The following is a 12,307-nucleotide window of genomic DNA, read 5'->3' as shown; positions in this document are numbered from 1 at the left end:
CTTACCTTCCCCGCACACACTTGTCGTACAGGTCAAGCAGGCGACCGTTCGGATCGTATTCCCGCTTGACCGGCCAGTAAGCATCGCCGTTGTACAGCTGCCAGAACTGCTCACGGGCATAGAAACTGGTCGAATATAGCGACTTGTGCCCGTCCAGCTCGTGCACAGAGTTCTCGATGAGCCGGTTGTAGTACCCGTCGAACTGCCCCCGAGGCAACGGGACCAGCCCCCAGAACCCGAAGTTGACGTACAGCTTGCCCTGCTCCAGCGGATAGAGCGGCCAGTCGCTCGACGACTTGAGCGGGCACATCCAGACCGGCGTCATGCCGACCTTCTCGTGGAAGAACCGGAGGAAGTCCGCGCCCCGCTCGACCGGCGTCTCCACGTCCTGGATCACCGACTCCTGCACCGGCTGGTCGCGCCACCGGTCGACGCGGGCGGTGAAACCGTACTTGCGATCGAGGGCGACGAGCCTGCGGTAGACGTCGGAGCGCATGTAGCGGCGCGGCATGAGCGAGCGGACGACCGGCTGCTGCACGCCGAACGCGCGCGAACACCAGAACCAGTCGGTGTCCCAGCGCCACAGGTAGTCGCGCACGGTCAGCCAGTCACGGTTGCGCTTGCGGATGGACTGGTAGTAGATGCGCATACCCGTGTAGTCCGAGACGTACGGGGCGCGCTCGGCGAAGCGGCCGAGCGTGATGTACATCTCGTCGGGGCTGAAGAACACCCCGTCGATGAAGTCGACCTGCTCGCCGTCGTGCACCATCGTGTCGCAGATCTCCTGCATGGCCAGCATGCACTTGTCCGCGTCGGTGAACTTCACGTGCGTGAGATGCACGTACGGCTGGACCGCCTTGAGCTTGATCCGGATGCGCAGCGCGTAGCCGAGCGTGCCGTAGGAGTTCGGGAAGGCCCGGAAGAGGTCGCGGTGTTCGTTGTCGTCGCGGGCGATGACGATGCGCCCGTCGCCGGTGAGGATCTCGAGCTCCTCGACCGACTCGTGCGGCAGACCGTCCTTGAAGCTGGTCGACTCGATGCCCAGACCCGTCACCGCTCCCCCGAGCGTGATCGTCTTGAGCTGCGGCACGACGTACGGCATGAGCCCGTGCGGAAGGGTGGCGTCCACGAGGTTCTCGTAGGTCGTCATCCCCTGGACTTCCGCCGTCATCGTGACCGGATCCACGCTGATGACCTCGTCGAGGTCACGTGCGGAGAGCTTGGCCGTCTTGCCGTTGTCGCGGAACCTGAACAGGTTCGACGTGGCCTTGGCCAGGCGGGGCGCGGCGTCCCCTGGAATCTCGGCGTACGACTGCCGGATGTGCTCTACGGCCCTCTGGTGTGTCGACATGTCTGTCGTCACGGAACACCCCCTGGAGCTGGTAGAGATCGTCCGTAAGACCGTATCTCCCTCCAAACACATAGAACAGACCGGGGTCTGTTAAAGACACGAAAACTGTTCACAGTGCCAGGTCGAGAGCCTACGCCGCGGGCGAATCACCAAACTTCCTGGTGACAATCGCATCTGCCCTGTTGACAACGTTGACTAGTGGCCGCCCGTCGACCGCCGCCTCCAGGTTGTCCATGACGGCCTTGAGCAGGCGTCCCGTCGCCTGCCCCGTGACGCCCGCGATGTGCGGCGACAGCAGGACGCGGTCGAGCCCGAGCAGCGGGTCGTCCGCGGGCAGCGGCTCGGTGGTGAAGACGTCGAGCGCCGCGCCGCCCAGGTGGCCGCCGAGCGCCTCGACCAGAGCGCTCTGGTCCACGACCTCGCCGCGGGCCGCGTTGACCAGCAGCGCGCCCTGTTTCATCCGCCGCGCGTCGATGAGCCCGCGCGTCTGCTCCGACAGCGCGATGACCACCACGAGCACGTCGGACTCGGCCACGACCGTCTCCAGCGGTGTGTAGGCGGGGTCCTCGCGCGGGGTACGCGTCCAGTAGGTCACCTGGCAGCCGAACGCGCGGAACAACCGGCCGCACTCCGCGCCGATCGGGCCGTGGCCGACGATCCCGACCTTCGACCCGGACAGCTCGCTCGGCTGCAGCTCCTGCTGTGGCCAGCGACCCGCGCGTACCGCGGCGTCGGCTTCGCGCAGCTTCCTGCGTACGGCCAGCGCCGCCGACACGCACCACTCCGCGACCGCCACGGCGCTGACCCCGGCGGTGTTGGCCAGCGGCACCCCGGCCGCGGTCAGGGCCGGCAGGTCGTGCCCGTCCACTCCGACGGACGGCTGCTGCACGAAGGCGAGCCGGGACGCGGCCGCGACCGCCTCGGCGTCGAGCGCGAGTTCGGCCGACCAGTCACCGAGCACGATCTCCGCTTCGGGCAGGGCGTCGAGCATGGCGGCCCGGTCCCGCCGGGCGGGGACGCTCAGCCGTACCCGATCGCCGAGGGGTGTGAGCAGGCCCCGCAGCAGTTCCTCGGGCAGCGGCGGCAGCGCCAGCAGGTTCCAGGGCGTCATGCGCCCACTGTAAAGCTGTTGATCACCTTGCGCATGAGCTCCCGGTGCCGCGGCCACTGCGCCTCGGTGAAGGTCCAGGACAGCACGTAGGCGGTCTCACCGACCGTGACCGCGCGCCTGACCTCGCGGTAGCGCTGCCCGGCCTGCGCCCAGGCGGTCTCGCCGGCGCCGCCCGCTGCCCGCCAGGTGAGCTCCCACTCGACCGCGGCCACCCCGCGGTGCCTGACGACCTTGCGACCGACCGTGGTGAACTCCTGGCCGCTCTCCTTGAACATCTCCTCCTCGTCGCGCAGGAGCTGGTGCGGGTCGGTCTCGGAGTAGACGGGCTTGACGGCCAGCTGTCCGCGCCGGTCGGGCCTGGTCCAGGTGGCCGAGCCGTCGCCGCGCGCGCCCCGCCAGCCGGTGGGGCGGGAGATCGACCAGCCGTCGGGCGAGGTCCAGACCCGCATCGGCGGTCTGGTCCTGGTCGGGGTGGGGGTCGGCGTCGGTGACAGCGTGGGGCTCGGGGTCGGCGTGGAGACGCTCGGCATCGGGCTGCTGGCCGCGCGCTGCGCGAGGCGCGGGGTGGGTTCCGCGTCGGCCGACAGGATCGAGTACGCGCTCACGCCCCCGCCGATCACCAGCACGACCGCCGCCACGGCCGCGACGAGCAGCTTGCGACTGCCCACCTTCTCCGCCGACTCCTCGGTACGGCCGGCCGCCAGCCCGGCCAGCAGCCGCTCCGCCTCCTCCGCCCCCAGCCGCTCGTGCGGCTCCTTGCGCAGCAGCCCGCGCAGCACGGGATGCATGGCGGGCGGGATGCGCCGGTAGTCGGGCTCCTCGTTGAGCAGCGCGGTGAGCGTGGCCATGGCCTCGCCCCGCTCGAACGGCGAGCGCCCGGTCAGCGCCGCGAACAGGGTGGCGCCCAGCGACCACAGGTCGGAGGCGGGCCCGGCCTCGGCGGCGCGTACCCGCTCGGGCGCGAGGAAGCTGGGCGAGCCGGTGACCATGCCGGTGCTGGTCAGCGAGGAGTCGCCTTCGGCGGTGGCGATGCCGAAGTCGGTGAGCACGGCCCTGCCGTCGTCGTCGAGCAGGATGTTGCTCGGTTTGACGTCACGGTGCAGGATGCCCAGCTCGTGCGCGGCGCGCAGCGCGGAGAGCACCTGCCTGCCCACCTCGGCGGCCTGCGGGATGGGCAGCGCGCCCGTGGTGGCCACGATCTCCTCGATGGATCGTGCCCTGAGCATCTCCATGATGATCCAGGGGCGGCCGTCCTCCTCGACGACGTCGTAGATCGCGACGACCGACGGGTGGTTGAGCCGGGCGGCCGTGCGCGCCTCGCGGGCGGTACGCAAAAGCTGCCGCTCCCGGTCGGCGGGTGGGACCCCGTCGGGCAGCAGCACCTCCTTGATCGCGATCTGCCTGTTGAGGAGCGTGTCGCGACCTTCCCAGACCACGCCCATGCCGCCGCGCCCCAGCTCGCGCAGTAACTGGTACCGCCGAGCGACGAGCTGTTCCGAAACCATGTCCAACCTCCACAACAGTGGGCAAGTTTCCCATAAGTGGGAGTGCGGAAGAGTGTGATCACATGAGCCCGGCATGGTTGCGGCCTGCTACCGAAGGTTGTTCTACTAGGGTGGGCGCCCGGTGCCGGGTCGCGCCCGCCGTACCGGAACAGAGTCGAGGAGATGTTCATGCGTGAAGGTCCGCTGGCCGGAGTGCGGGTGCTGGAGCTGGCGGGGCTCGCGCCAGGGCCGTTCGCGGGGATGATGCTCGCCGACCACGGCGCCGAGGTTCTGCGCGTCGACCGCGTCAAGGCGGTCACCGACAGGCCGCGCACGGACGTGATGGACCGCGGCAAACAGACCGTCGGCCTCGATCTGAAGTCGCCCGAGGGCGTGCGCGCGTTCAAGGAACTGGCGCGGAACGCGGACGTGGTCATCGAGGTGTTCCGCCCCGGTGTCGCGGAACGCCTCGGCATCGGCCCCGCCGACCTGCACGAGATCAACCCGAGGCTCGTCTACGGCCGCATGACCGGCTGGGGCCAGGACGGGCCGCTGGCCCCGACCGCCGGGCACGACATCGACTACATCGCGATCTCCGGCATCCTGTCGATGCTCGGCCGCGCGGGCGACAAGCCGACGCCGCCGATCAACATCCTCGGAGACTTCGCCGGTGGCGGGCTGATGCTGGCGTACGGCGTGCTGCTGGCCCTTTTCGAGCGCGAACGCACCGGAAAGGGCCGGGTGATCGACGCCGCGATGGTGGACGGCGCCTCGATCCTGTTCGCGATGTTCCACCACGGCGTGCAGTCCGGCTTCTGGGGCCCGCGCGGCACCAACCTGCTCGACACCGGCGCCCCCATGTACGACACCTACGAGACCGCCGACGGGGGGTTCGTGGCGGTCGGCTCGCTGGAGCCGCAGTTCTGGGACGAGATGGTCCGCCTCATGGAGCTGAGCGACCTGCCCGACCGCGGCGACAGGGAGCAGTGGCCCGCGCTCAAGGCCAGGCTCGCGGAGGCCTTCAGGTCGAAGACCAGAGCCGAATGGGAGGCCGTCTTCGACGGCTCCGACGCCTGCGTCTCCCCCGTGCTGACCATGGGCGAGGCGATCGAACACCCGCACAACGTGGCCAGGGAGAGCTTCGTCCAGGTGGGCGAGTACCGGCAGCCGGTTCCGGCGCCGCGCCTGCTCGGCGCCCCCGCGCCCGATCTGTCCCCCGCCACCCGGCTGGCCGACCTGTCGGCGTGGGGACTCGACGCCGCGGAGGCCGACAAACTACGAGAAGCGGGGGTACTGGCCTGATGGACGTCTTCGAGGCCCTCTACACGACGCGGGCGATGCGCCGGGTGAAGCCCGACCCGATCCCGACGGAGGTGCAGCGCTCGATCCTGGACGCCGCCATCCGCGCCCCCACCGGCGGCAACGCCCAGAACTGGCGCTTCCTGCTGGCCGACGACCCCGCTCTGCGGGCCGAGCTCGCGCCGCTCTACCGGGACGGCCTGCGCCGCCTGTACGAGACGCACTACAAGGACGCGCTCGACCGGGCCGACGACCAGGCCCGCCGCGTCTTCACCTCAGCCCAGTACCTGGCCGACCACTTCGACGGCTACCCGCTGCTGCTGTTCGCGTTCGTCCAGCACGACCCGAGCGGCGGCTCCATCTTCCCCGCCGTCTGGAACGCCCAGCTCGCCGCCCGCGCCCACGGCGTCGGCACCGCGCTGACCACCATCCTCGGCATGTTCCACCCGAAGGAGACGCTGCGCCTGCTCGGTGTTCCCGAAGGCGAAGGCTGGCGGCTGGCCTGCACGGTGACCTTCGGCTACCCGACCGGCCGCTGGGGCGTGGCGCCCCGCCGTCCCGTCCACGAGGTCGGCTACCGCAACCGCTGGGGCGACCCGGTCGGCTTCACCGTGGACGAGCCGCTCTGGAGGCCCTGAGACGACCTTTCCCGCCTGACCGCCCAGTCGCAGGCGCGAGCGATGCGGCGGCTCCGTGACACCACCCCTGAACCCCCGGAGCTGACCCATGCACGTACCACCGGCGCGCCCGCACGCGGGCATCGACCTGCTCGACGGCGACCTATACGCCGACGACCCCCTGCCGCTCTACGCCTGGCTGCGCGAGCACTCCCCCGCCCACTACGACGCCGCCAACGACCTGTGGGGCATCTCCCGCCACGCCGACATCTGCGCCATCGAACGCGACGCCAAGCTCTGGACCAGCACCGGCGGCTACCGTCCCCAGTTGCCCTCCGACCCGTCCATGATCGGCATGGACGACCCCGAGCACGCCGAGCGCCGTCGCCTCGTCTACCGCCGCTTCACCCCGCGCCACGTACACGAACGCTATGCCGACCGGATCAGGTCCGTGGTCACCGAACAAATCGACCAGGCCCTGGCCGAAGGCACCGTGGACGCCGTACCGGCCCTGGCCGCCCCGCTCCCCGCCCGCATGATCGGCTGGCTGCTCGGCTTCCCCGACGCCGATTGGCCCAAGCTCAAACACTGGTCGGAGACCACGATCGCGGCCGGCGGCGGCCTGCGCTACGTCACCCACGAGGCCGCCGTGGCCGCAGGCGAGTTCGGCCTCGCCGTCCTGGACCTGGCCGCCGAGCGCCGCACCTGCCCCCGGGACGACCTCCTGTCGGTATGGTCGGCCCGCCCCGACTACGACGACGAACACCTGGCCAACGAGGCCCTCCTCCTGCTCGACGGCGGCGCCGAGACCACCCGCACCGTGATCGCCACCGCCCTTGACGCCCTCATCCGCCACCCCGCCCAGTGGCGCCACCTGCGCGAGAACCCCGCCCAGATCGACACCGCCGTCGAGGAGTTCATCCGCTGGACCACGCCCATCCTCAACATGTGCCGCACCGCCACCCGCGACACCACCCTCCACGGCCAGAGCATCAAAAAGGGCCAGCAGGTCCTTCTCATGTACGGCTCCGCCAACCGCGACCCGGCGGTCTTCGACGACCCCGACACCTTCGACATCACCCGCAAACCCGGCGGCCACATCGCCTTCGGCCTCGGCACCCACTTCTGTCTGGGGGCGGCGTTGGCGCGGCTGGAACTCAAGATCTTCTTCGAGGAGTGGGTGGCCCGGGTGGACTCGGCCGCCTGGGCAGACGCCGACGGCCCCCGCCTGATGCGCAACTCCTTCGTCCGAGGCGTCACGTCCTTCCCCATAACCCTCCACCCCCGCCGCCACTGACCCCCTACACCAGAACCGCCCCACCAGGCCCCTGGTAAGGCACCACCCCACCCCAGGCTCCGATGGAGCGCGACCCATCCCCGGGTGTGTTGCCTACACGCGACGCGGCGCCCTTTGCCCCGGACCGCCGAGAAGCCGGGCGCCGCCTTGGTCCTGCCGCGCGCCCTAAGGCTGGTCCCCTGGTTCCCGGCCACGGCACCGTGTCCCGGGTTGCTCCCTGTCCCGCGCGGGTGGTCAGGCGTGGGTTCTGAGGGGGTGGTAGGGCTTCAGGGTGATCGAGTCGTGCAGGCGGAGGCCGTTGGCGCTCAGCTTGGCCAGGCGGCGGGTCAGCGGGCCGGGGAGGTGGTTGATCAGGCGGGCCCCTTGGGCCAGGGCCCAGACGTCCAGGCGCGTCGCGGGGACCAGGCGTTTGGCGGCTGCCACGGCGAAGGTGCGGCTCCGCCGTACATAGTCGGACATTTCGTGTTCGTAGGCCGGGAAAGCGCGCGTGTGGTCGCCGCCGTGCGCGGCCAGTTCGCCGGCCAGCACGTACGCCCCCACGACCGCCAGGCTCGTGCTGCCGCCCACCGCCGGACCGGGGCAGTACCCCGCGTCGCCGACCAGCGTGACCCTGCCGCGTGACCACGTGTCCAGGCGGAGCTGGGTCACCGAGTCGAAGTAGAAGGTCTGGGCGGCGTCGGCCTCGTCCAGGAGGCGCGGGACCTCCCAGCCCATGTCGGCGAACGCCGAGCGGAGCAGGGCCTTCTGGTGGGGCACGTCGCGGTGGTGGTGGCCGAGCGGGCCTTCGGGGCGGAACAGGAACAGGGCCCGCGCGTCCGGCAGCCGGTCGGCGCCGTAGATCCCGGCGATCCTGCCGACCTCGGCGGCGACCTCCATCCGCCCGTCCAGCCCGAGGTAGTTGGGAATGGACGCGACCGCCAGGTACGCGCCGATCCAGTGCTCCTCGGCGTCGCCGAACGTCAGGCGGCGCACGTTCGAGTGCAGGCCGTCGGCCCCCACCACGAGATCGAAGCGCCGGGCCGGCCCCTTCTCGAAGGTCACCTCGCCGTCGGCGGAGATGGAGGTGATGGAGTCGCCGAAGACGTACTCGGCGCCGTCGCGGGAGCGCTCGTAGAAGATCTCGCTGAGGTCGTCGCGCATGATCTCCACGTGCCGGTCGGAGACGGCCGTGACGAGGCGGCCGAGCTCCAGCCCGACCGGGCGCTTGCCGGCGCGGTGGTAGGTGAGGTGGCTGGTGCCGGTCTTGGCCTGTTCGAGCCGGTCGAGGACGCCCATGCGCTCGGCGATGTCCATGGCGGGGCGGAACAGGTCCACCGCGTGGCCGCCGCTCTTGCGCAGCGTGGGCGCGCGTTCCACGACGGTGACCGCGAAGCCGTGGCGGGCCAGCCAGTAGGCGAGGACGGGTCCGGCGACGCTGGCGCCGGAAATGAGGACACGCATGCTTTTACCTAACGGTAGGTAAGTAGCTGACTTAACGGAAGGTAAGCCATACTGGGGACCATGGCAAGACCCGGTGACACCAAGAGCCGCATCCAGGCCGTCGCCCGCGAGTTGTTCCTGGCCAAGGGCCTGCAGAAGACGAGCCTGCAGGACATCGCCGACCGGCTCGGCATCACCAAACCGGCGCTCTACTACCACTTCTCCTCCCGCGAGGAGCTGGTACGCAGCATCGTCGAGCCGCTGTTCCAGGACGGCGAGGCGTACGTGTCACGGCTGGAGGCGCGGGGGAAGATCGACGTCCCCGACCTGCTCGGGGAGTACTTCGACTTCCATCAGCGGCACCGGGACACGGTGATGCTCCTGCTCAGGGAGATGATCTCGCTCACCGACCTGGGGCTGGTCGACTGGGCGTTCACCTCGCGGGAGCGGCTGGCCGTACTCCTTGTGGGGGAGAATCCGACGCTGGAGCAGGCCGCGCGCGCGACGATCGCGCTGGGCGGGGTGGCCGACTGCGCCGTGCAGTTCGAGGACGCGCCCGTGGAGGTGCTCCGGGACGTGGCCGTGCGCGCCGGATGCGACGCGCTCGGCCTGCCGCGGGAGGCGTCAGATCGCTAGGTAGAGGTCGGCGCCGTCCGCGTGGTGGATCTCCAGGTCCGTGGTGAAGGCGCGCGCCGGGCTGCCGCCGGACTCGGTGTGCTTCCAGACGTGCTGCCAGGCCTCGATGAGCGCCTGCGGCATCGGCCCGCGCGCCGCCAGTGTCAGCGCCTGGCCGGCCGGCACGCGTACCGCGACCATCCCTTCGGGCAACCTTGGAACGGTCCGTACCCCGACACCAAGAATCTGCGTGTAAGCCCCGTGATGATCGCTTTCGTAGTCCGTGAGCACCGCGTAGAGGTTCTCGTCCGTTCGCCCCGGAACGTGGGCGAACGCACCCGGCGCCCCCGCCCGCTGCCATTGCGCGGGCAGCTTCGCGCGCGAGGGATCCATCTCGTCGGCGTTCGTCGTGCGTACGGCGTAGCCGACCACCAGCAGTTCGGCGCGTTCCGTGACGTCCACTGCTCCTCCATCCCCCATAAGTATCCAGGGCCGATCATATGGCGGGACTTGACCAGCTACCGCATAGGATGGACGAACGTGAAGTTTCTCAACGGACTCGAGCCGTCCTACGACCTGACCTACAGCGACGTGTTCATGGTCCCGTCGCGTTCCTCGGTCGGATCCCGGCTCGGCGTCGACCTCTCGACGAACGACGGCACAGGCACCACCATCCCTCTCGTCGTGGCGAACATGACCGCCGTGGCCGGCCGTCGCATGGCCGAGACGGTGGCGCGGCGGGGCGGCATCACCGTCATCCCGCAGGACATCCCGATCGACGTGGTGACCGACGTCGTCGACTGGGTCAAGAAGCGCGACCTGGTCCACGACACGCCGCTCACCCTCACGCCCCACGACACCGTCGGCGAGGCGCTCAACCTGCTGCCCAAGCGCGCCCACGGCGCGGTCATCGTGGTCGACTGGGAGAACCGCCCGGTCGGCGTGGTGACCGACGCCGACTGCCAGGGCGTGGACATGTACACCCAGCTCTCGCAGGTGATGTCCACCGAACTCCTGACGCTGCCCGCCGGGCTGGACCCGCGCGTGGCCTTCGACCGCCTGCACGACGGCCGCCACCGCCTGGCACCCATCGTGGACGGCGAGGGCCGCCTGATCGGCATCCTCACCCGCACCGGCGCGCTGCGCGCCACCCTCTACGACCCCGCGCTCGACGCCGCGGGCAAGCTGCGGATCGCCGCCGCCGTCGGCGTCAACGGCGACGTGGCCGCCAAGGCGAAGGAACTGCTGGAAGCGGGCATCGACGTCCTGGTCGTGGACACGGCGCACGGCCACCAGGAGAAGATGATCTCGGCGCTGCGCGCGGTGCGGGCGCTTGACCCGCCCGTGCCGGTCGCGGCGGGAAATGTCGTGACAGCCGAGGGTGTACGCGACCTCGTGGACGCCGGAGCCGACATCCTCAAGGTCGGCGTCGGCCCGGGCGCCATGTGCACCACCCGCATGATGACCGGGGTCGGGCGGCCCCAGTTCTCCGCCGTCCTGGAGTGCTCCGCCGAGGCCCGCCGCCTGGGGCGGCACGTGTGGGCCGACGGCGGCGTACGGCACCCGCGTGACGTCGCGCTCGCGCTGGCCGCCGGGGCTTCCAACGTGATGATCGGATCCTGGTTCGCCGGCACGTACGAGTCGCCCGGTGACACCCGCACCGCGGCCGACGGCCGCAAGTACAAGGAGAACTTCGGCATGGCGTCGGCGCGGGCCGTACGCCTGCGTACCGCCGAGGACAGCCCCTTCGAGCGGGCCCGCAAGGCGCTGTTCGAGGAGGGCATCTCCACCTCCCGCATGTACCTGGACCCGCTGCGCCCCAGCGTCGAGGACCAGATCGACGCCATCGTGGCCGGCCTCAGGTCCTCGTGCACCTACGCGGGCGCCACGACCCTGGAGGAGTTCTACGAGCGGGCCGTGGTCGGCATCCAGTCGTCCTCCGGCTACACCGAGGGCATGCCGCTCCACCAGAGCTGGTGATCACTCCTGGCCGACGTGGATGGTCGTGCCCGTGACGAGCCTCGCCATCTCCCCGGCCAGGAAGACCGCCACCGCCGCGGCGCCGGGCAGGTCGTCCGGCGGCCGACCTGGCGCGATCGCGTTGACCCGGATCGGCGCCAGCTCCGCCGCCAGCGAGGCGGTGAGGCCGGCCACCGCGGCGGTCATCGCGGCCTGGATCGCGAAGCCCGGCGCCGCCCCGATGTTGATGATCGACGAGCCTGCCCGCATCAGCGGCAGCAGGCGCCGGATCATGGCCGTGAGCTGGGTGAAGTTCTCCTCGATGAGGGTACGCTCGCCCATGGCCGTGGTCTCGGCGAAACGCGTGCGGCAGGCGGCGCCCGCGCTGTTGACCAGGATGTCCACCCGCCCATAGCGCTCTTCCACCGCGCGGGCGAACACGTCGGCGGCCACCGGGTCGCGCACGTCGAGCGTCATGGCCAGCCCCTGCCCGCCCGCTATTTTGACCCGATCGCAGACCGCCACCGAAGCCCCGAAGGCCTCGAACGCCTCCGCCACCACCCGCCCGATCCCCTCGGCGCCGCCGGTGACCACGGCGACGCGCCCGGTGAGCAGGATCCCATCGGGAGAAAGGGCCATCCCGACAGCATAGAGTCGTCGGGTCCATTCGTTTCGTTCATCAGGAGTACTTTCGTGGCACTCGAGAAGCCGGAGATCGACTTCCCGGAGGGCAACCCGCCCACCGACCTGGAGATCGTCGACCTGGTCACGGGCGACGGCCCCGAGGCCAAGCCCGGCCACACGGTCAACGTCCACTACGTCGGCGTCGCCTTCTCCACCGGCGAGGAGTTCGACGCGTCGTGGAACCGGGGCGAGGCGTTCGCGTTCCCGCTCGGCGGCGGGCGCGTCATCGCCGGCTGGGACCAGGGGGTCGCGGGCATGAAGGTCGGCGGCCGGCGCAAGCTGGTCATCCCGCCGCACCTCGGCTACGGCAACCGGGGTGCCGGCGCCCGCATCAAGCCGGGCGAGACCCTCATCTTCGTGGTGGACCTGCTCTCGGTCGGCTAGTCGGCTGTTCTGGCGTCGCCGCGCCCCTGACGGGCGGGGCGGCGCCTTCGAGCCGCGGCCCCGAACGGCCGCGCGTTTTCGCGCGCT

12 protein-coding genes are annotated in these 12,307 nt (G+C 70.6%); 6 read left to right on the top strand and 6 right to left on the bottom strand.

Annotated features, from left to right (window positions below; all coding sequences use genetic code 11):
• Window position 1: 1 nt before the first annotated feature.
• The 3 genes from ACFWYW_RS31515 to ACFWYW_RS31505 form a co-directional block, all read right to left on the bottom strand.
• Window positions 2-1,351 (bottom strand): FAD-binding oxidoreductase, encoded by a 1,350-nt coding sequence (locus ACFWYW_RS31515; protein ID WP_379609741.1) that lies wholly within the window; start codon window positions 1,349-1,351, stop codon window positions 2-4.
• A gap of 130 nt (window positions 1,352-1,481) precedes the next feature.
• Window positions 1,482-2,462, bottom strand: a complete 981-nt coding sequence (locus ACFWYW_RS31510; protein WP_379609399.1) for an NAD(P)-dependent oxidoreductase — start codon at window positions 2,460-2,462, stop codon at window positions 1,482-1,484.
• The gene (locus ACFWYW_RS31505; RefSeq protein WP_379609398.1) at window positions 2,459-3,967 is read right to left on the bottom strand and encodes a serine/threonine-protein kinase; all 1,509 of its coding nucleotides are present in this window, start codon (window positions 3,965-3,967) and stop codon (window positions 2,459-2,461) included. Before ACFWYW_RS31505 ends, ACFWYW_RS31510 begins: the two co-directional genes overlap by 4 nt.
• A gap of 168 nt (window positions 3,968-4,135) precedes the next feature.
• On the opposite strand from ACFWYW_RS31505, the gene ACFWYW_RS31500 reads away from it, so the two are divergent.
• The 3 genes from ACFWYW_RS31500 to ACFWYW_RS31490 all read left to right on the top strand — a co-directional run bounded on the left by ACFWYW_RS31500 (window position 4,136) and on the right by ACFWYW_RS31490 (window position 7,159).
• On the top strand, window positions 4,136-5,248 hold the full coding sequence (locus tag ACFWYW_RS31500) for a CaiB/BaiF CoA transferase family protein (RefSeq protein ID WP_379609396.1): 1,113 nt from the start codon (window positions 4,136-4,138) through the stop codon (window positions 5,246-5,248).
• Entirely contained in the window at window positions 5,248-5,883 is a 636-nt protein-coding gene (locus ACFWYW_RS31495; RefSeq protein ID WP_379609395.1) for a nitroreductase family protein, read from the top strand. The genes ACFWYW_RS31500 and ACFWYW_RS31495 overlap by 1 nt, the downstream gene beginning before the upstream one ends.
• Window positions 5,884-5,971: 88 nt before the next feature.
• Entirely contained in the window at window positions 5,972-7,159 is a 1,188-nt protein-coding gene (locus ACFWYW_RS31490) for a cytochrome P450 (protein ID WP_379609394.1), read from the top strand.
• Window positions 7,160-7,393: 234 nt separating this feature from the next.
• Here ACFWYW_RS31490 and ACFWYW_RS31485 read toward each other — a convergent pair whose 3' ends face one another.
• Window positions 7,394-8,599 (bottom strand): FAD-dependent monooxygenase, encoded by a 1,206-nt coding sequence (locus ACFWYW_RS31485; RefSeq protein ID WP_379609393.1) that lies wholly within the window; start codon window positions 8,597-8,599, stop codon window positions 7,394-7,396.
• Window positions 8,600-8,659: 60 nt separating this feature from the next.
• Between ACFWYW_RS31485 and ACFWYW_RS31480 the strand changes: the two genes are divergently transcribed.
• A complete protein-coding gene (locus tag ACFWYW_RS31480; RefSeq protein WP_379609392.1) occupies window positions 8,660-9,214 on the top strand; it encodes a TetR/AcrR family transcriptional regulator in 555 nt (184 codons plus the stop codon).
• On the opposite strand, the gene ACFWYW_RS31475 is transcribed toward ACFWYW_RS31480, so the two are convergent.
• Window positions 9,203-9,655: a GyrI-like domain-containing protein gene (locus ACFWYW_RS31475; protein ID WP_379609391.1), complete on the bottom strand. Its 453-nt coding sequence runs from the start codon at window positions 9,653-9,655 to the stop codon at window positions 9,203-9,205. The genes ACFWYW_RS31480 and ACFWYW_RS31475 overlap by 12 nt on opposite strands.
• 78 nt (window positions 9,656-9,733) lie before the next feature.
• Between ACFWYW_RS31475 and ACFWYW_RS31470 the strand changes: the two genes are divergently transcribed.
• Entirely contained in the window at window positions 9,734-11,173 is a 1,440-nt protein-coding gene (locus ACFWYW_RS31470; RefSeq protein ID WP_379609390.1) for a GuaB1 family IMP dehydrogenase-related protein, read from the top strand.
• Here ACFWYW_RS31470 and ACFWYW_RS31465 read toward each other — a convergent pair whose 3' ends face one another.
• Window positions 11,174-11,791, bottom strand: coding sequence for an SDR family NAD(P)-dependent oxidoreductase (locus ACFWYW_RS31465; RefSeq protein WP_379609389.1), 618 nt, complete (start codon window positions 11,789-11,791; stop codon window positions 11,174-11,176).
• A gap of 54 nt (window positions 11,792-11,845) precedes the next feature.
• Here ACFWYW_RS31465 and ACFWYW_RS31460 point away from each other — a divergent pair, with 54 nt between their 5' ends.
• A complete protein-coding gene (locus tag ACFWYW_RS31460) occupies window positions 11,846-12,220 on the top strand; it encodes an FKBP-type peptidyl-prolyl cis-trans isomerase (RefSeq protein ID WP_184973397.1) in 375 nt (124 codons plus the stop codon).
• Window positions 12,221-12,307 lie beyond the last annotated feature (87 nt).

It is taken from the genome of Nonomuraea sp. NPDC059023, from assembly GCF_042740095.1.
GTDB lineage: Bacteria > Actinomycetota > Actinomycetes > Streptosporangiales > Streptosporangiaceae > Nonomuraea.
The sequence above is the reverse complement of the archived record's forward strand: the minus strand, read 5'-3'. Positions and strand labels throughout refer to the sequence as shown.

Excerpts from the sequence above, each read along its gene's own strand:
- ACFWYW_RS31515 (WP_379609741.1), bottom strand. The coding sequence starts at position 1,351 with ATGTCGACACACCAGAGGGCCGTAGAGCACATCCGGCAGTCGTACGCC.
- ACFWYW_RS31510 (WP_379609399.1), bottom strand. The coding sequence starts at position 2,462 with ATGACGCCCTGGAACCTGCTGGCGCTGCCGCCGCTGCCCGAGGAACTG.
- ACFWYW_RS31505 (WP_379609398.1), bottom strand. The coding sequence starts at position 3,967 with ATGGTTTCGGAACAGCTCGTCGCTCGGCGGTACCAGTTACTGCGCGAG.
- ACFWYW_RS31500 (WP_379609396.1), top strand. The coding sequence starts at position 4,136 with ATGCGTGAAGGTCCGCTGGCCGGAGTGCGGGTGCTGGAGCTGGCGGGG.
- ACFWYW_RS31495 (WP_379609395.1), top strand. The coding sequence starts at position 5,248 with ATGGACGTCTTCGAGGCCCTCTACACGACGCGGGCGATGCGCCGGGTG.
- ACFWYW_RS31490 (WP_379609394.1), top strand. The coding sequence starts at position 5,972 with ATGCACGTACCACCGGCGCGCCCGCACGCGGGCATCGACCTGCTCGAC.
- ACFWYW_RS31485 (WP_379609393.1), bottom strand. The coding sequence starts at position 8,599 with ATGCGTGTCCTCATTTCCGGCGCCAGCGTCGCCGGACCCGTCCTCGCC.
- ACFWYW_RS31480 (WP_379609392.1), top strand. The coding sequence starts at position 8,660 with ATGGCAAGACCCGGTGACACCAAGAGCCGCATCCAGGCCGTCGCCCGC.
- ACFWYW_RS31465 (WP_379609389.1), bottom strand. The coding sequence starts at position 11,791 with ATGGCCCTTTCTCCCGATGGGATCCTGCTCACCGGGCGCGTCGCCGTG.